At 45.4% G+C, this 18,571-nt stretch carries 14 protein-coding genes and 1 tRNA gene; 11 read left to right on the top strand and 4 right to left on the bottom strand.

Annotation, left to right across the window (positions count from 1 at the left end; translation table 11 throughout):
- Position 1: 1 nt before the first annotated feature.
- A tRNA-Met gene (locus V7Q33_RS16660) sits at positions 2-75 on the bottom strand.
- Positions 76-386: 311 nt separating this feature from the next.
- Between V7Q33_RS16660 and V7Q33_RS16665 the strand changes: the two genes are divergently transcribed.
- Genes V7Q33_RS16665 through V7Q33_RS16680 form a run of 4 tightly spaced genes read left to right on the top strand, consistent with a single transcriptional unit; the run spans position 387 to position 4,549 of the window.
- On the top strand, positions 387-1,607 hold the full coding sequence (locus V7Q33_RS16665; RefSeq protein ID WP_333820545.1) for a hypothetical protein: 1,221 nt from the start codon (positions 387-389) through the stop codon (positions 1,605-1,607).
- A 5-nt stretch (positions 1,608-1,612) separates the two neighbouring features.
- A complete protein-coding gene (locus V7Q33_RS16670; RefSeq protein WP_331982039.1) occupies positions 1,613-2,044 on the top strand; it encodes a QcrA and Rieske domain-containing protein in 432 nt (143 codons plus the stop codon).
- Positions 2,045-2,050: 6 nt separating this feature from the next.
- Positions 2,051-3,127, top strand: a complete 1,077-nt coding sequence (locus tag V7Q33_RS16675) for an imelysin family protein (RefSeq protein WP_331982036.1) — start codon at positions 2,051-2,053, stop codon at positions 3,125-3,127.
- Between the two features lie 36 nt (positions 3,128-3,163).
- The gene (locus V7Q33_RS16680) at positions 3,164-4,549 is read left to right on the top strand and encodes a di-heme oxidoreductase family protein (RefSeq protein WP_333820546.1); all 1,386 of its coding nucleotides are present in this window, start codon (positions 3,164-3,166) and stop codon (positions 4,547-4,549) included.
- Between the two features lie 288 nt (positions 4,550-4,837).
- On the opposite strand, the gene V7Q33_RS16685 is transcribed toward V7Q33_RS16680, so the two are convergent.
- Positions 4,838-5,929: a glycoside hydrolase family 18 protein gene (locus V7Q33_RS16685; RefSeq protein WP_333820547.1), complete on the bottom strand. Its 1,092-nt coding sequence runs from the start codon at positions 5,927-5,929 to the stop codon at positions 4,838-4,840.
- 296 nt (positions 5,930-6,225) lie between these two features.
- Here V7Q33_RS16685 and V7Q33_RS16690 point away from each other — a divergent pair, with 296 nt between their 5' ends.
- From V7Q33_RS16690 to V7Q33_RS16700, 3 genes are all read left to right on the top strand, one after another.
- Positions 6,226-8,100, top strand: coding sequence for an ABC-F family ATP-binding cassette domain-containing protein (locus V7Q33_RS16690; RefSeq protein WP_331982027.1), 1,875 nt, complete (start codon positions 6,226-6,228; stop codon positions 8,098-8,100).
- A gap of 125 nt (positions 8,101-8,225) precedes the next feature.
- Positions 8,226-9,932, top strand: coding sequence for a GMC family oxidoreductase (locus V7Q33_RS16695; RefSeq protein ID WP_331982024.1), 1,707 nt, complete (start codon positions 8,226-8,228; stop codon positions 9,930-9,932).
- Positions 9,933-9,977: 45 nt separating this feature from the next.
- Entirely contained in the window at positions 9,978-10,562 is a 585-nt protein-coding gene (locus tag V7Q33_RS16700; protein ID WP_331982021.1) for a gluconate 2-dehydrogenase subunit 3 family protein, read from the top strand.
- Positions 10,563-10,821: 259 nt separating this feature from the next.
- Here the strand turns inward: V7Q33_RS16700 and V7Q33_RS16705 are convergent, their stop codons facing one another.
- Positions 10,822-12,687 (bottom strand): gamma-glutamyltransferase family protein, encoded by a 1,866-nt coding sequence (locus tag V7Q33_RS16705; protein WP_333820548.1) that lies wholly within the window; start codon positions 12,685-12,687, stop codon positions 10,822-10,824.
- Positions 12,688-12,885: 198 nt separating this feature from the next.
- Here V7Q33_RS16705 and V7Q33_RS16710 point away from each other — a divergent pair, with 198 nt between their 5' ends.
- From V7Q33_RS16710 to V7Q33_RS16725, 4 genes are all read left to right on the top strand, one after another.
- Complete coding sequence (locus V7Q33_RS16710) at positions 12,886-13,311, top strand: hypothetical protein (RefSeq protein ID WP_331982015.1); 426 nt, start codon at positions 12,886-12,888, stop codon at positions 13,309-13,311.
- 111 nt (positions 13,312-13,422) lie between these two features.
- A complete protein-coding gene (locus tag V7Q33_RS16715; protein WP_331982012.1) occupies positions 13,423-13,776 on the top strand; it encodes a hypothetical protein in 354 nt (117 codons plus the stop codon).
- Between the two features lie 67 nt (positions 13,777-13,843).
- Complete coding sequence (locus tag V7Q33_RS16720) at positions 13,844-14,686, top strand: sulfurtransferase (protein WP_333820549.1); 843 nt, start codon at positions 13,844-13,846, stop codon at positions 14,684-14,686.
- 349 nt (positions 14,687-15,035) lie between these two features.
- Positions 15,036-15,545, top strand: coding sequence for a hypothetical protein (locus V7Q33_RS16725; RefSeq protein WP_331975638.1), 510 nt, complete (start codon positions 15,036-15,038; stop codon positions 15,543-15,545).
- A gap of 133 nt (positions 15,546-15,678) precedes the next feature.
- Here V7Q33_RS16725 and V7Q33_RS16730 read toward each other — a convergent pair whose 3' ends face one another.
- Positions 15,679-17,988, bottom strand: a complete 2,310-nt coding sequence (locus V7Q33_RS16730; RefSeq protein WP_333820550.1) for a family 20 glycosylhydrolase — start codon at positions 17,986-17,988, stop codon at positions 15,679-15,681.
- Positions 17,989-18,571 lie beyond the last annotated feature (583 nt).

Raw genomic sequence — 18,571 nt, forward strand, 5'->3', positions numbered from 1 at the left:
GTAGCGCGGGGGGGAGTTGAACCCCCGACCTTTGGGTTATGAATCCAACGCTCTAACCACCTGAGCTACCGCGCCATTTTTAAATGGGAGCGCAAACTTACAAAGTTGATTCAATTATTCAACTACAGGACCAAATTATTCATCTGGTTTTTGAAGGATTCTTTGACATCTGCCTGGTATAGTTTCTGGCTACAGCTTGGTAATTCGTATTGTTGGTAACTAAACCAATGGAGGTACTTAGTACAGGTCATCAGTGTGTAAGAGACTGTTACCGATTCACGTAACAGAATAATTATAAGGACTTAAGTTAGATTGTAGACGGACAGCTTCAGTTTATTTGGATTAAATCTAAATAAATTTTACTATTGCGACTCTGATTGAAATCTATGAGCCGCTTTTTACTTACATCATTACTTTTAATTTTCGCCTCCTATTACACTTTTGCTCAGGTTTTAACACACGAAGACTCGCTTTCTGCGGGCCTTATTCGTTCGAATAACGTGACTGTTATTTCCGGATACGGTCAGGCGAAAGTTCAATATGACTTCCGTGCCAAGACTGCCGTTGCAAATCTTACGCGCAACGTTCTTTTCCTCGGACACAAGTTTAACGACAAGATCTATTTCTTCTCCGAGATGGAGCTTGAGAATGCGAAAGTTACTAACGGCAATCCATCCGGTGAGATTTCGATGGAGCAGTTATTCCTCAAGTTTAATCTTAATCGCGATCTATACCTGCAGGCAGGTTTATTCATCCCACGTATGGGTATCATCAATGAAAACCATTTACCTACCACATTCAATGGTAACGACCGCACGTATGTAGAGACATTCGTCATTCCTTCTACCTGGCGTGAGATAGGCGTAGGGTTGTATGGAAACCTGCGCAGTATACCCGGGCTTAACTACTCGTTTGCAGTAGTAAACGGTTTGAACTCGAGCACTTTTGTAAACGGATCAGGGATAGCCGAAGGTAAACAGGAGGGGAGCAACGCAACAGCGTCTAACCTGGCCGTTACCGGCTCCTTACTTTACTATTTAAAGAACTGGCGTTTGCAGGCTTCTGCATATTATGGCGGAAGTGCTGGTCTTATCAAACGGGTAGCCGATAGTCTTCAGTTGAAATCGGGTCCATTCGGCACACCGGTATCGCTGGTAGAAGCCAACGCGCAATATCATAACAATGGTATATCGTTCCGTGCGCTCGCAACTATGGTAAAAATCCCGGACGCCTTTGCCATCAACCGTGCATACGCCAACAACACACCCAGTATGATGGTGGGCTATTATGCAGAACTTGGTTATGATTTGTTCCGACTGCTTGAAACACGATCCACCAAGACCTTCGTGGTATTTGCACGAGAAGAATTTCTCGACCTTAATTACAGGATACCTGCCAATGGTATCAGGAACGGCATTAATGTTAAAAATTATACAGTGCTGGGCTTTACATTCCGCCCGGTAAGTGGTGTGGTAGTAAAAGCTGATTATGTATTGCGCAGAACAGACGAGCGTAATGAGGATCTTATTGTTACACCATTTCCACAGCAATTGCCTTACTATACGTCCAACGGTTTTTTCAATCTTGGTATAGGATACAGCTTTTAAACTATATGAAAACGCGCAGAGAATTTTTAAAAGATACCTGTACAACTTGTCTGGGTACAGCGTTTCTGGGATTTACATTTTCGCAGCTAACCTCGTGCTCTTCACTTCCAATCTATAAAACCAATCTGTCGCAGAAAATGGTGCGTGTACCGGTAGCAAATTTTGCAGAATCGAACCTCGTTATTGTGCGCGACCTGCAGGTTCCTTTTGATATCCTGCTGGTAAAGAAATCGGAAACGGAATACAATGCTGTTTACATGAAGTGTTCTCATCAAGAAAACCCGGTTACGGCTACAAAGACAGGGTTGTACTGCTCTTCGCATGGCAGCACATTCGACCTGGATGGAAATGTTACCAAAGAACCGGCTCTTAAGCCCTTGAAAAAATTCAAGACACAACTACAGGAAAATCAGATACTCATTGACCTAAACTCATAATTGTTTATGAAAACTATTTACAGAAAATGGATACCGGCCTTCGGTATAGTTTGTTTACTGGCTGCCTGCAGTGATGACAATAACGGCACCTCATCGGTAGACGCAACGTTGAACGCAGCTGTTATAGATGATTTCTCCAATAACATTGTGGTAGCTACCTATGCAGATCTAGGTGCAAGCACCAGTACATTGTATACGCAAGTACTTGCATTGGAAACAGATGGCGCTACTGATAATGAACTCGAAGCATGCCGTGCAACCTGGAAACAGGCACGCCAGGCGTGGGAACAGTCAGAAGCATTTCTTTTCGGTCCCGTGTCAACCAACAACATCGATCCCCGCATCGATACATGGCCTGTAAACTTTACTGACCTGGATGCTCAGTTAAACAGTAATGCTGAATTTACAGAGGCCTATATCAATAATCTTGAAGATGCATTGAAGGGATTTCACCCGATCGAGTATCTGATTTTCGGTGAGAATGGTAATAAAACGGCATCAGAGCTTTCGGCCAGAGATATGGAGTACTTGCATGCGCTGGCGCTAAATCTTAAAACGCTTACAGCATCCTTAAATGATTCATGGTCTGTGTCTTCTTCTACAAGCTATTATGCCTCATTTACAACAGCAGGTAAAGGCAGCACTGTATATCCTACCCAATTGTCTGCTTATGAAGAACTGGTAAACGCCATGATTGGCATTTGCGATGAAGTAGCGAATGGTAAGATCGCTGAAGTATACGAAGCAAAGAATCCTTCGTTGGAGGAATCTCCGTTTGCCAAAAACTCGATCACCGATTTCACAAACAATATCAAAGGCGTACAGAATGTATACCTCGGCAAATATACTGCAGACGGAAAAGGTCTTGAAGACCTGGTGCGTGCTTATAACCTGCAGCTTGATGCCGACATCAAGGCCAAGCTTACCGCTGCTATTGCATCACTCAATAATGTTACCGTACCCTTTGGTGATGCCATCACTTCACAAGCGGTGCAGATCGAGAACGCTATGACGGCTATCAACGATTTGAAAGCGGAACTGGAAGGTCAACTTCTTCCTTTCGTACAGCAGCATACAAAATAATTCATCAAAATATAGAGTATAGATTTTATCGTGGATATGCGGACGAACAAGATTATCATACAGTTGACAGTGGCAGTAGGAGCGATAATTTCCGTGTATTCATGCGTAGAGCCCGATGCATTGAGCGATTCCAATTATAGCGAATGGCTGTCGGGTGGATCGCAGACAATATTTGAGAAAGGCGCAGGAGCATTCAGCACGGCATTTCCGAATCTTACCGCTGCACGTGAGTCCGTACATAGCATAGGTGATGGTGCCTTCGGACAGACTTTCGTGAGTGCTCCCGCACCGATTAACCCAGGGCTTGGCCCTATATTTAACAATGTATCGTGTACATCCTGTCATATCAATGACGGAAGGGGCAAACCTCCATTGGATGGCGAACAGATTTCTTCGTTGTTGATACGCGTGAGTATACCCGGCACGGATGCACATGGGGGTCCTAATCCGGCTCCGGGCTTTGGAGGTCAGTTGCAACAGCGCGCCATCTTTGGCGTATCGCCGGAAGCGTTGGTGAAGATTACCTATACCGAACAACAGTATAGTTTTGCCGATGGCGCAACCTATTCGTTGCAGACACCGACATATACATTGGAGAATCCCTATATACCGCTGCCGGCAGGTCTCATGTTATCGCCGCGCGTAGCACCGCCGGTATTTGGTCTTGGATTGCTGGAGGCCGTAGACGAAGCAGATATTGTTGCACTTGCCGATGAGAATGATACAAATGATGATGGCATCTCCGGTAAGCCGAATTATGCCTGGAACATTGTAGAAGGTAAAAAGACGCTCGGTCGATTTGGGTGGAAAGCCGCGAACCCTTCTATTCTGCAACAGTCTGCCGGAGCATACAATGAAGACATGGGCATAACAAGTTTTGTATTCCCCAAAGAAAGTTCAGCCGGCCAGATACAATATGATGGCCGCGATGATGAGTATGAGGTTTCGGATAGCCTGCTATACGCTGTGGCATTCTATATCCGGACGCTGGCAGTACCTGCACGCAGAGATGCTGATAATACGACTGTGCTAAGAGGCAAGCAATTGTTTACGCAAGCCAAATGCGCAGCCTGCCATGTACCGCGCATGCGCACCAAAGTAAACGTTGCTTTTCCCGAAATCTCCAACCAGGTGATCTTCCCGTATACCGATATGCTTGTGCACGATATGGGTACCGGCCTTGCCGACAATCGCCCGGATTATGATGCGAACGGGCAGGAGTGGCGTACAGCTCCGCTGTGGGGCATTGGTTTAACAAAAGTGGTTAATGGCCATCAAAACTTTTTACATGACGGACGTGCCCGCACGTTGATGGAAGCGATTATGTGGCATGGTGGAGAAGCCGAGCAATCAAAAGAATATGTGGGTACACTTTCAGGTTCTGATCGTGATGCACTGATTAAATTCCTAGAATCATTGTAGTTTGAAATTTAAAGCAAAAGGTAAAGCCTGAAGCGGTTCGTGCTGCTTTGGGCTTTTTACTTTTATCACTTGTATGTTTATGATTCCAATTGTGAGTGTCTGGCAAAACAAAAAGCGCAAGCATTGCTGCCTGCGCCTGAAAATCATTTTAACCCAAATAAAAATGATGTTTACTGAGGCAAAGTTGCACTTCTGCCAGCTCCGCGACAATCAATAAACTACGCAGCAGCATGTGGTATATATACCTGAAAGAACATCCGTAGTTTTACCTAGGTGAGTTGGTATCCGTTACTTTATTTTGTTCTTCAACTGAATGGTATTGATGATGGCATCCAGCAAACCATCTTTGTTTGTGTCCAGCGAAAGCTCCCAGAACATGATACCATCTAGTTTGTGATCAATAGCATACGCTGTTTTCAAAGCCATAGACTGCTTGTCATCGTAGGTAACAAACAACTGTTGCTGGGCATTATACATATAAGGCGCTTTCGCTACATCATCCCAATACCTTACAAAGCCTTTCTCGGCCGGTAACTCCTGTTCGAAATTTTTGAAATCGATGCCTGCTTTGAACTTGCCGGATTGATAGAGTCCATTGTTAACAGACGCTACACCTTCCCACATTCTTCCATAAAATGCTCCACCAATCACCAGCTTGTTGGCAGGCACACCCATCTTGATGAGGTATTGAACAGCATTGTCGGTTGACTCATGAAGTTGTGGCGTGGAATATAGACCGGTATGATGTCCGGTTATAGTAGCATATCCGTTGACAAGGTCGTAGGTCATCAGGTTAACGCGATCTACTTCCTTCATAACTTCTTTCCATTCGATTGATTCTTCGAGGTATTTCTGAAATCCTCCCGCTGCAAAACTTACCTGGTATTTTGTGCCGAGCGTTTTTCGCAGGTCGTGAACCAGTGCGGTGAAGTTCTTTTTGTCTTCAGGCATATAACGGTGCTCCGGGTATCCTTCAATGGCCGGGTATTCCCAATCGAGATCCACACCATCCGATTTAAAATATTGATTAAGCTGCAATACAGATTGAGCAAATTCCTTCCGGCCTTTGTCGGTAGAAAATACATCTGAGCAAGGGGCGCATCCGCCCCAGCCACCCAGTGATAGAATTACCTTTAACGAGGGGTTGCGTTTCTTAAGTGCTACCAATTTTTGTATAGTAGTAGAATCTCTGCGGCTATCCACTGTAAGCTTATTACCTTTTAAATGACAGAAGCTGAAGATGATGTGCGATAGTTTTTCAGCCGGCAGTTGATCAACTTGTTCAGGACCTGCTGAATAGTAAGCAATCACATTGAGTTTACGTTGTGCCTGAGCGTAGGTAGCCAGCAATAAAAGGAAGATAAAAATACAGCGATTCATAGAATATGTTAGAGTTGAAGAGCAAGTTTATAAAGTTAGCCAATGGAAGCACCCTGCTTTTGATGAAAGGATAAATTTACTGACGCTTCCTCGAATGTGTTGTGTGTATTTTGAAATGACTGTAAGCCACTGGCCTCGAGCCGTGTGTAAGTGTATGATGTAAAACATGCATCCCGAACTCGGGTTTGCCAACCCCGAACACACACACTTCTATCAGCTAGTGGCGAGAAGCCGCAGCTATTCAAATTGTCTACGTTAGATTTTAGTCTACCTTTGGCCTTTAAATTTTTATACGCTTGAATTATTTATCTGCAGAATCGATTGCCAAGACTTTTAATGACCGCTGGCTTTTTAAAGATGTAACGCTCGGCATTTCGCAGGGCGAGAAGTTTGCATTTGTGGGCAACAATGGTGTTGGTAAATCTACATTACTGAAAATACTCACGGGTGAAATTCAACCCGATGGCGGCAAGGTAAGCCTGCGTCAGGGATTACGACTTGGTTATCTCACACAACAACCCTCGGTAGATGAATCACTCACGGTAAAAGATATTCTCTTTAGCGACTCCAACGAGATCGCCAAGGTGGTGAAGGAATACGAAGACTGCATCCACCATCCCGATACTTCTCCTGAGCACATGCAGGCTGTGCTGGAGAAGATGGAAGAACTCAAAGCATGGGACTACGAAGCCAAGGTGCATGAAGTAATTGAAAAGCTTGGTGTTCCGGATTTCGATAAACGTTTTGGTTCACTTTCCGGCGGGCAGAAGAAACGCATCTTTCTGGCACAGCTCCTGTTGCAGGAGCCTGATCTCATCATCATGGATGAGCCTACCAACCACCTTGATCTTACCGCGATCGAGTGGCTGGAGAATTACCTGTCGGGGGCCAACATCACTCTCATTATGGTAACGCACGACCGCTATTTCCTCGACAATGTAGCGACTGAGATCATCGAGCTTGATCGCGGACAGTTGTTCCGTTACAAAGGAAACTATGCTTACTTCCTGGAAAAGAAGGAGCAGCGTGAAGAGATACTCAAAGCAGAAGTATCTAAAGCAAAGAACCTGTTGAAGAAAGAACTTGAGTGGATGCGCCGGCAGCCGAAGGCGCGTGGTACGAAAGCTAAATATCGCATCGAAGCATTTTACGATCTGCAAGAGAAGGCTTCACAGGATTTACGTAAAGAAAAACTTGAACTGGATATAAAGGAAGCACGACAGGGAGGGAAGATCCTCGAGGTGGAGCACATTAGCAAAAGCTATGGATCGCTGCCTATTGTGAAAGACTTTTCGTACGTGTTCAAGAAGAACGATCGTATTGGTGTTGTGGGTAAAAACGGTGTGGGTAAATCTACCTTCCTCGATATGCTTACAGGTAAGCTCAAGCCCGATACTGGCGAGATAAACCCCGGAGTAACAACGAAATATGGATACTTTACGCAAGAGGCAATTTCACTCAATCCGAATAATCGTCTCATTGAAGAAGTGAAATCCATCGCAGAGTTCATCACCTTGTCAGATGGGTCGCAGGTGTCGGCTTCCAAGTTTCTGGATTCGTTTTTATTCCCGCCCGATAAACAGTATAACTATATCAACAAACTGAGTGGTGGAGAGAAGAAGCGATTGCAGTTGCTCAAGTTATTAATCACGAACCCCAACTTCCTCATTCTCGATGAGCCTACGAATGATTTTGATATCGACACGCTGAATGTGCTGGAGGACTTTCTCGACAAGTTCAGCGGTTGCTTGTTGCTGGTATCGCACGATCGTTACTTCATGGATCACCTCGTGAACCAGCTCTTTGTATTTGAGGGTGACGGTGTTATCCGTTTGTTTAATGGCAATTATTCAGACTATCGCGATTGGCTGGAAGAACAGGAAATGCTGAAGGCTGCACCGCCTGCCAAGAAGCCAGAGCCGGTAAAAGAAACGAAGCCTGTATCTTCTGAGAAAAAAAAGGCGAGTTTTAAAGAGAAGCAGGAATTCGAGAAACTGCAAAGTGAGATTGAGGCATTGGAAAAACAAAAAGAAGAATTATCGCAGCTTCTTAATTCCGGCACGGCCGATCACAAACAACTGCAGGAGTGGGGCGTGAAGATTCAAGCGGTTGTTGATGAGCTGGATACAAAGACACTGCGCTGGCTTGAGCTCTCGGAGATCGTCAATTAAAAATACCGTTGGTAGAAGAGTTTGAAAAGATTCTGCAGAACGAGGTAATAAAATTCTGCCGTTAATATAATTTGCAGAAGAAATCGATTGAATCGCATATTTTTGGAAAAACCTTTAACCAAATCATGAATCTCAATACAGAAGCTGAGAAGAAGAACACGTACGATGCCATCGTAGTAGGCACGGGGATCAGTGGAGGATGGGCAGCGAAGGAGCTCACCGAGAAAGGATTAAAAACATTAGTGCTGGAACGCGGACGCATGGTAAAGCACCCTGATTATCCCACCGCTACAAAAGATCCCTGGGATTTGCCATACGCGGGGCAGGCAACACAGGAAGATTTGAAACAACAGGCAGTACAGGCAAGAACAGGATATACTATTCGTCAGGATAGCAAACACTGGTTTGTAAACGATCTTGAGAATCCTTATACAGAAATAAATCGCTTCGACTGGATGCGTGGTTATCACGTAGGTGGTCGCTCGATCGTGTGGGGACGTCAAAGCTACCGCTGGAGTCCGATGGACTTCGAATCCAATGCAAAAGACGGTCATGGAGTAGACTGGCCGATTCGTTACAACGATCTCGCTCCGTGGTATGACTATGTTGAAACCTTTATTGGTGTAAGTGGAAATAAAGACGGACTTCCTCAACTGCCCGATGGTAAGTTTCTGCCTCCGATGGAGTTGAACTGTGTTGAGCTCGATCTGAAAGATAAAGTAGCATCAAAATTTGGAGGTCGCGCGTTAACGATTGGTCGCACAGCGCATGCAACGGCTAAACTGGATCACAGCCCGCAACGCGGCACCTGTCAGTTCAGAAATCTTTGCATTAGAGGATGTCCTTATGGAGGTTACTTCAGCAGCGTGTCATCTACAATACCGGCTGCAGAGAAGACCGGTAACATGACGTTGCGTCCTAATTCTATTGTATATGAATTGATCTATGATGATAAAAAAGGTAAAGCTACCGGTGTAAAAGTACTGGATGCTGAAACCGGAGAGCAGGTAGAATTTTATGCGAAGGTTATCTTCTTGTGTGCTTCTACATTCGGCTCAACCTTCATTATGCTGAACTCAGTTTCAAGCCGCTTCCAGAATGGTTTTGGAAACGACAGCGGCGAGTTGGGTCACAACATCATGGACCACCACCTCAGTGTAGGTGCACATGCACAGGTGGAAGGCTATGAAGACAAATACTACTTTGGAAGAAGAGCCAATGGCTTCTATATACCACGTTATCGTAACATAGGCAGCGACAAGCGCGATTATGTACGTGGATTTGGTTACCAGGGTGGTGCGAGCCGTCAGGGGTGGACCAGCATGGTAGCAGAGCTTAACATTGGTGCCGAGCTGAAAGATGCAGTAGGTAAACCTGGAGGATGGAACATAGGCATGGGAGGCTTCGGAGAGATTCTGCCCTACCATGAAAACAAGGTAACGCTCAACAAAGAGAAGAAAGATAAGTTTGGATTACCTACGCTGACTTTCGATGCTGTGCTACGCGACAACGAATACAAGATGCGTAAAGATATGGCTGCCGATGCCGCAGAGATGTTGGAAGCAGCAGGCTATAAAAATGTAGGTACATACGATAATAAGATCGGCATAGGCCTGGGTATTCACGAAATGGGTACAGCGCGTATGGGTAAAGATCCAAAAACTTCTGTGCTCAATAAGTTCAACCAGGTGCATGCCTGCAAGAACGTGTTTGTAACCGATGGATCGGCTATGACATCGTCTGCCTGCCAGAACCCTTCGCTTACCTATATGGCACTGACAGCAAGAGCAGTAGATCATGCTGTGAGCGAGCTGAAAAAACAGAACCTGTAGTGGACTTAAAGGGAATTATTACGAGATCAAAAAACTATAAGTAGTATGGATCGCAGAGAAGCATTAAGACGGACAGCCTGGATCATGGGGGGAGCCATTTCGGCTCCGGCTATCATGGGCATTTTGAAAGGTTGTGCCGCCAAACCTACCATTGACTGGAAGCCAGCATTTTTCACAGAAGAGCAAGGTATACTGGTAACGCAGGTAGCTGATATCATAATACCAAAGACCGATACACCGGGTGCTAAAGAAGTTGGTGTCCCCGGTTTCATCGACCTGATGCTAAAGGATGTTTACGCGAAAGAAGATCAGGAGAAATATCTCACCAGCCTGAAAGCTTTCGATGAAGCAGCGAAGAAAGAATACGGAGATCCATTTATCGAGCTCTCTTCGGAGAAGCAGACTGCGTTCGTGAAGAAATTGCACGATGCCGTAGTGAAAGACTACAGCCAAAATGCTCCGGCATACCGCTCATTTATCATGACAACCAAAGAGCTTACAATGATTGGCTTCTTTACGTCAGAAGTAGGAGCAACCAAAGTTCTTCAATATGTAGCCGTTCCTGGATCGTATAAAGGATGTCTTCCTTTGTCAGAAGCAGGCAACGGTAAAACCTGGGCAACGTCTTAAGAGGCGTTATCCGTTATTAGTTAATCGTTATTGGTAAGGTATATACTTACTGATAACGATTTTTCTTTTTTGGTAGCTGGCTGCCAGCTACTGGCTTCTGGCAGAGGTGTTGGTTGGAATGTATTTAGGTACTTTGTGAAATCGGATTTGAACACCGAACAAGGAACACTGATCAAAGAATGTTGAAGTTAAAAATGCCTCTTTTTACTCACACTCACTTCTCTAGCAGCTAGCAGCCAGAAGCTCATAGTTTATTTCCTCACCATCCAATTCCGTAATCCTCCCCATGGTTGCCCGATCCGCCCCAGAAGGTGCCATGTTCCCAATCGAAGTATATAGCGTTGATGGGGCCTGCCGTGCGCTCATCGAGGCCGATGTTATAGCCCATCTGGCGAAGTTCTTTCATTATATAGTTAGGTGTTTCGGTGTTGAGCATTACTGATCCGGGTTTACTATCGTGATAACCAAATGAAGACCGCATCTGGTAGCTAACGATATTGGCAGCCTCAACAGATTCCTGAATGGTCATGCCAAACTCCACTACATTTAAGAAGCATTGAAGTAAATCCTGATCCTGGCTGTCGCCACCTTGCACTGCAAATGACAGGAATGGTTTTCCATCCTTCAGCGCCATGCCGGGCGTAAGCGTAACCCGCGGACGTTTGCCGGGCTCCAGTACATTGAATGGATTTTGTTTTGCATCCAGCACGAACGACTGCATCCGCTGGCTCATGCCTACTCCGGTTTTGCCAGCTATACAGGCGGGAACCCATCCGCCACTTGGTGTGATAGACACCACCCAGCCATCTTTATCAGCGGCTTCAACCGAGGTTGTACCCATCTTGAAATCAGCGAAGTATTTTTCATTCATCACAGCATTTTTCTCCGTGCTGCTTGCCTGGTTCCAGTTCTTCATCAAATCGGCAAACGGATTTACTTTGCCTTCAAATGGATATGGGTCACCCGGAGCAGCTTTGGCATTGTTGCGTTCCCAGTTAATCTCTTTGGCGCGCGCTTTCGCATAGTCTTTCGAGAGTAAACCTTTGATCGGTTCTTCCGGCGCAAAGGCAGGATCGCCATAATAAAAATCACGGTCAGCAAAGGCAAGGTTCATCGCCTGATACAATGTATGTATATAGCGTGTGGAGTTGTATCCCATCGCTTTCAGGTCGAAGTTCTCGAGTATATTAAGAGCCTCCAACATTACCGGCCCTTGCGTCCACTGTTGAAGTTTATATACTTCAATGCCTTTATAGTTTGTGGAAAGAGGTTCTTCAATCTTTACTTTCCAGTTGGCAAGATCCTGCTCGGTAATCAGGCCACCTTGTTCCTGGCACCCGCGGGCAAACTCTTTCGCTATATCTCCTTTGTAGAAGCGATCATACGCTGCATATATAGCTTCCTTACGACTTTTGCCTTTCTTCAATGCCTGTTGTTCGGCATCTACCATTTTCTGTAAAGTTTGCAGCAGATCGGCTTGTTTGAAAATTTCACCAGCCGCGGGTGCCTCGCGATCTTTACCGAGATGAGGCAGGAATACCGCTTTTGAATAAGGCCACTGCTTGATCATTTCTTTGCCACGTTCTATACTGTTAGCAGTCTGTGCTTCTATGGGGTAGCCATCAGCCATTTGCATGGCAGGGGCCAGTACTTCTTTCAGGCTCATGGTGCCGTATTCGGCAAGTATGGTACAGAGCCCGCCCGGTGTGCCGGGTGTTACAGCTGCCAGGGGGCCATACTCCGGTGGAAACTGCATGCCTTTGCTTTTAAATAACTCGGGGGTAGCTCCGGTAGGAGCAACGCCCAGTGCATTGATTGCGATTACCTTGCCCGTCTTCGGATGGTAGATCAATGCCTGCGTCTCTCCACCCCAGCTTAATACATCCCACATAGTACAGGTTGCAGCAAGCATGGCACATGCAGCATCAACAGCGTTGCCACCCTTTTGAAAAGTCATGGCACCTGCCGTAGCAGCTAATGGTTTGCCTGTTATGGCCATCCAGTGGCGTCCGTGCAGAGGAGGTTTTTGTGTGCTCTGCGGTCGTGTGTTGAACGACTGCGCCAGACTTTGCCACGATACTGTAGTGAGTATAATGGAGGTAATAAGTGAGGTTAATCTTTTCATAAGCGTTATTACTCGAAACAATTTAGTGTCAATCAATGTACATCGGAAAAGAGATTACATGGAGGGCCGCAGCAAACGCAGATTGTGCAACAACGGAGTAGGAAAGGAAGCCCATGTCCAAAAGCCCCACAAGTATGCAAATGGCTATGCTGATTTACTTTGGAAATACTTCCGGTATGTATACACATTGAATGTGCTATGAAGAAATTTTTGAGTCGTAAGGTAGTGTTGCGTTATCTCTATGATCAGCTCACCGGCAATTTTGCAGGATTCCTGATCGGTATGTCGGCTACCAGTTTGGTGTCGCGCTTTTTCGAGACCCGCAGCATTAGAAATCTGTGGGGATTAACGGCGAAGAAAACGGTTATCGACAAGGCTACTTTCAGCAACCTAGAATGGATACTTTCGATCGTGATCGGATTTGTTGTGTTTGAAATTTTCACCAAAGTGATCAAGGAAAAGATCGATAAGAATTTCCCCCGGTATAAATTCACACTGATGCGCTGGCTTATAGCGCGAGGCGTTCCTGAAAAAACCTCAGCCTTTCTGCTCACAATAAGGCAGCGGCGCATGGCACTCTTTGCAGCCGTGCATCAGAAATTAAACTCAAGGCTTAAAAGTTAAAAAAACATGTTCAAAGTTCCACGTTCCAAGCTAAACCTTGAACATGGAACCTGAACTTAAACTAACTCATCAATCCCCAAACTTTCTGTACATTTCGAAAAAAAATGTACAATGGATAACGCTATACTCGCTTTGCTGGGTACAGTTGTAGGAGGCGTTGTTACAACCCTTACGTCCTATTTTCTGCAGAAACAGCGCTTCGATCAGGAGGTCAAACTCAAACAGGAAGACAATAAAACCGAGTTTATGGCAGAGACTACGGCACGTCATTTTCTCAGCCATAAATCATTTACCGATCGTTCTTTCGAAACACTTCAAAATCATCTGGGAGGTTTTGAAGAGAATGAGCTTCGAAAGATACTGGTGCGCGCAGGAGCCATTCGTATCATGCGCGATGATGGCTCTGAATGGTGGCGATTACTCTCCCGCATGGATGAGTATATTGACAAGAAAAAAGCAGATTAATCTTTCAATATTCAGCGTGCATCGCTGAACTTGGGGCTTATAATGTTGAACTCCAAACATCGCAGCTATGTATATAATTAAATCTTCAGACGTTCCCGCTTACCGAGAGCAATACAATCCCATAGTAATCGATGCAAGAGGAGGCCCTGATGCATACTCCCGTTATGTGGCACGTCACCTGGAAGGTGCCCAGTTCGTTGACCTTGAAACACAACTGTCGCAGAAGACGCTTAATGCTGCAAGGGGAGGTCGCCACCCGTTACTGGATATGAAGTCATTTTCAGCGTTGCTGGGCAAGCTCGGCATAACGCCCGGCACACACGTTCTGGTATATGATGATAAAGCCGGTGCCAATGCTGCTTCCCGATTCTGGTGGATGCTGAAGTCCGTGGGACACAAGTATGTGCAGGTAGTAAGCGGAGGACTTGATGCGATGGAAAAAGCAGGTATACCGATTACTACCGATATTCTATCGGCTGCAGCGGTTGCTCCCTATCCGATTCCTGACATCAAATTGCCGGTGGTGGATGTTGATACTGTAACGAAAGCTGTAAAAGATACCGATGCACTGGTTATTGATGTACGTGAAGCGTATCGCTACCGGGGTGAAAGTGAACCGATTGACCTGATCGCCGGCCATATACCCGGTGCTGTCAACGTTCCGTTTATAACGAATCTCGATGCCAGCGGGCAATTTCTTCCCGCTGAGCAACTTGCTGAAAAATACGGAGATGTTATCGGCAGCCGTGCTCCCGAAAACGTGATCGTGCATTGTGGCTCCGGTGTAACGGCTTGTCATACATTACTTGCCCTCGAAGAAGCTGGTATACCCGGTGCTAAATTATACGTTGGCTCGTGGAGCGAGTGGTCGCGCAACGACTATCCCATTGCTACGGGAGAGAATCCGTAATCCGCAACACCCCAGTGAGTGTAATACAAAGGACGCATACCACATTTTGCGAAGGATATATATACTTGCGAGCAAAGCACGTTTGCCTTCACCGAGGCAATGTGACGTAAACTGTATACTTATGTTCAGTCAACCAGGTAACTCGACCCCTGCCTGTCGGAATCCATCGACAATTTTGAATATATTGGGTTACCGCGAGAAATTCTAAAAACAAAATTCTATCATTTCGGATAGAATTCATACATCTGCAAGTCATACTTCCATTGGTGTATGAATGATGTGATAAGTCCCCCCAATCTTTGTTACTGTTAAACAAACTATACCGAAAATAACTTTACCTATCCCTGTTATGAAACGAGCCATCGACTTTCTGCGATCAGAAGTCTTTATCTTCCTGACGCTTTTACTGGTAATTACATCCCAGATCATACATACGATGTACCTCTTCGAAACAGTACGCGTATTCGATCTGAGCTTTGAAATTGCCTCTTACAAAATCACGGTTGCCAACTGGGTGCATGCGTTTATCTTTGCACTTGCCATTGAGTCAGCCATTCTGATGTTCATCCTCAACGGCAAGCCTACGCCTTCTAAAATTTATGCTGTGGCATCTTTTGCAACCAACTTGCTGTACTATAAAGTTTGGATGATGCCGATTCCTACCATTTGTACAAGTATATTGATCAGTTCCATGATGGCGGGTTCCATCTGGTTCTTCTCCGACCTGCTCGCGGAAAAGATCAACGTAACAACGGCTTCCTCTACAAAAGAAGAAGAAGAGTTAAAGAAGATATTGATTGCGAATGATGATGCGAAAAAAATTAACTTCAAGACCACCATGCCCCTGAGCGGCCGATAACAGGTTGATCTTGAATGGAATAAAAAAAAGCGTGAGGTACTCTCACGCTTTTTTATTGACCGTTATCAGTTGCCGGTTAATCGTTAACCGTAAAATGTATTTTACGATTAACGTATAACCCATACGGCTTTCGTTATTTTCTCCACCAGCCGGCCGGAACAGGCGCAGGCTTACTGCCATTGGTGCTATACATCAACTCCAATGTATATCCACCACCACCTTCTATAAAATCGATCTCAAAGCGGTGTGCACCCTTGCTCAATGCAATGCCGCCACTTTTCTGTAGAGGGGCATGCAAACCGTCATTATCGACAACCAATCGATCATCAATGTATAGTACACCCCCGTCATCGCAGGTAAAGTAAAAATTATAGATACCTTGTTCCGGCACGTCAATATAGCCACGGTATTTTAAACCGAAACTTCCCTTCCCCAATTTCTCAGGCACCACAACGGCAGGTACTTGCAGCGTTGTATCTGCAGTGGACTTGATGCTTGCTACATTTTTAAAGAATCCTTTGTAGTAAGTGAGTGTTAAACCCGGTTGGAGAGTAGCTGAAGATTCAGCAGGAGAGTAGGTTTGCTTGTCGTACTCCAGTTTATATACATCACCTCTTCGTCCGGCCTTTGTGAAGGCTGCCAGCCGTATCGTTAACGGTTGGTCAATTGTTAGCGGGGCCTTGAGCTCAGTGGAGTGATGGTCTGGTAAGCTTCCATCCGTTGTATAGCGAAGCGTAAATCCTGCCAGGGGAGGTTTCACATCCAGTATAGCCCGATCGACAAAAGCATTCTTTTGTGTAAAACCTTCCAACTCGGGGAGGCGGTAATTTACGTTAAGACGATCCAGACGATCATAGTGACTTGCCAGACGTTGCAGATAGCTGGTGTAGTCCTGCCGATGCGTCCACAGTACTTCACTGAGTGCTGTCATGCGCGGCATAATCATATAGTCAGCGCGTTCTTCGGTGGGTATATATTCTGTCCACGTGTTAGCCTGTGCCCCGATTATATTTCTGGCAGATACAGAATCCAATCCTTTCGGTACAGGATCAAAGTGATATACATTCGGTAGTGAATGTTCATCGGGTTGAGCATCAAAATAGAGCGGGTTGCCGGGCGTCATAATGACGAGATTGCCATTCTTGGCAGCCTTAACGGGAGCATCGGGCACCCAGGAGCGCCAGTACATAACCATCGCTGACGGGCTTATTCCTCCTTCAAGAATCTCATCCCACCCGATCAGTTTTTTACCATGAGCCTGGAAGAACTTTTCCATACGGCGAACAAAGTAGCTCTGAAGCTCATGAAGATCTTTCAGGTTGTTTTTCTGCATTAACGTTTGGCAGGCATCGGCTTTTCCCCAGCTTGTCTTTTCAACTTCATCAGCACCCAGGTGTACATAAGGAGATGGAAACAGTGCGAAGATCTCGGTAAATATATCTTCGGCAAAGCGATAGGTTTCTTCGTTGCAAGGACAGATGGGGGTTGAAAATAATTTACCCCATGCAGCTTCGCCTGTACAGGAGAGAAAAGGATACTCACGGATCGCAGCCATCATGTGGCCGGGCATGTCTATTTCCGGTATAATGGTAATGTGGCGGTCAGATGCAAAAGCAATGATCTCGCGCATTTCATCCTGTGTATAAAATCCACCGTACAGCGTCTTGCCATCGCGTTGTATGATGTGTTTGGGATCAATAACAAAATCAGGATTTTCGGCCGACTTCTTTATACACGATGAGTCCTGGTTGTTGAGCTCCCGCCAGGCGCCCGCTTCTGTAAGCTTCGGATATTTTTTGATCTCAATGCGCCAGCCCTGGTCATCCGTCAGGTGTAGATGTAGGGTGTTGAATTTATAGAGTGCCAGCAGGTCTATAAATTTTTTCAGGTAGTCAGTTGAAAAGAAATGCCGCGATACATCCAGGTGCATGCCTCGCCAATTGTAGGCCGGGTAATCGGTGATATGAGTAGCCGGCAACACGGCTTCCACACGGCTGCCGGCTGCCCTGGCTTCTATATCGGCTGGCAGCAATTGTCGTATGGTTTCGATGGCACGAAAAGCACCGGCACCGGAGCGGGCTTTTATGATTACATGATGGGGTGTTATTTCGAGTGTATAGCCTTCAGGATGTGTTAATGTGGCGTCTTGTACCAGTGCGATAAAATTATTGGGAACTTCGGTTTCTGTTACTGCCAGCGATGTTCCGGTAACAGGGGCCAGCAATAGCCGCAACATCTCTGCTTCATGGCTAAATATAGTGGTGCGCACGATCCGTGTTTCCGTGTTAATATGAAAGGTCCCTTGCTGAGCCTTTAATTGCTGTGGATAAGGAATGATAGGAAAGCGTGGAGAATTATTTACCTGTTGATTTCCGCGATGAGAGGAGCATGCCCCAATCACAAGCAGCAGGAGCAGGGAAGAAACAATGATTCTAGTGTTCATTCAGACTATTTAAAACTTTAAATATATAGATTCATCATGATCTGTAAATACCAAACTTGGTGAATGGTATGGGATTGTGATCAGCCTGTAGAACGGACGAGTGCCCGTTTCTAATACCTGGGAAAGTAAAATCTATTGAGGAGATTGGTATTGTACCTGGAAGTGCAGGAAAAAAAATAGTACGCAGCACATCAAACGGGGTGATATGACAGTAGCATGGGAAGAAATCACGCGATCAGCGGAGCCAGGTATCTTAAATTCATACACTTATTAAAAACCGCTGGTATGTTTAAAATAATCAAATGAATCATGCCTGTTTTTGATTTTTTTCAAAGCTCTTCATTTGGAATATTCTGAGAAATACGATGCAGAAGCAGCAGACCTGATCGGTAAATACTGTACGTCAAATCAATAGCCATGTCGCTATAAATAAAAGCCCGGAGAAGTAAACACTCCGGGCTTTGCAGTTGGTATACTTATTTTATCCTGCCTGCATTATAAACTCATTACGAGAAGGAAAATATAGTGTTTTCTTCCAGTCAATCGTTAGAATGCGTTGTAGAATATCTTTTAACTCAGTAAG

This window comes from Ohtaekwangia sp., assembly GCF_036786105.1.
Taxonomy (GTDB): domain Bacteria; phylum Bacteroidota; class Bacteroidia; order Cytophagales; family Cyclobacteriaceae; genus Ohtaekwangia.

Coding starts and splice junctions, on each gene's coding strand:
- V7Q33_RS16675 (WP_331982036.1), top strand. CDS start 2,051: ATGAAAACTATTTACAGAAAATGGATACCGGCCTTCGGTATAGTTTGT.
- V7Q33_RS16720 (WP_333820549.1), top strand. CDS start 13,844: ATGTATATAATTAAATCTTCAGACGTTCCCGCTTACCGAGAGCAATAC.
- V7Q33_RS16685 (WP_333820547.1), bottom strand. CDS start 5,929: ATGAATCGCTGTATTTTTATCTTCCTTTTATTGCTGGCTACCTACGCT.
- V7Q33_RS16705 (WP_333820548.1), bottom strand. CDS start 12,687: ATGAAAAGATTAACCTCACTTATTACCTCCATTATACTCACTACAGTA.
- V7Q33_RS16670 (WP_331982039.1), top strand. CDS start 1,613: ATGAAAACGCGCAGAGAATTTTTAAAAGATACCTGTACAACTTGTCTG.
- V7Q33_RS16665 (WP_333820545.1), top strand. CDS start 387: ATGAGCCGCTTTTTACTTACATCATTACTTTTAATTTTCGCCTCCTAT.
- V7Q33_RS16710 (WP_331982015.1), top strand. CDS start 12,886: ATGAAGAAATTTTTGAGTCGTAAGGTAGTGTTGCGTTATCTCTATGAT.
- V7Q33_RS16725 (WP_331975638.1), top strand. CDS start 15,036: ATGAAACGAGCCATCGACTTTCTGCGATCAGAAGTCTTTATCTTCCTG.
- V7Q33_RS16695 (WP_331982024.1), top strand. CDS start 8,226: ATGAATCTCAATACAGAAGCTGAGAAGAAGAACACGTACGATGCCATC.
- V7Q33_RS16730 (WP_333820550.1), bottom strand. CDS start 17,988: ATGAACACTAGAATCATTGTTTCTTCCCTGCTCCTGCTGCTTGTGATT.
- V7Q33_RS16715 (WP_331982012.1), top strand. CDS start 13,423: ATGGATAACGCTATACTCGCTTTGCTGGGTACAGTTGTAGGAGGCGTT.
- V7Q33_RS16700 (WP_331982021.1), top strand. CDS start 9,978: ATGGATCGCAGAGAAGCATTAAGACGGACAGCCTGGATCATGGGGGGA.
- V7Q33_RS16680 (WP_333820546.1), top strand. CDS start 3,164: ATGCGGACGAACAAGATTATCATACAGTTGACAGTGGCAGTAGGAGCG.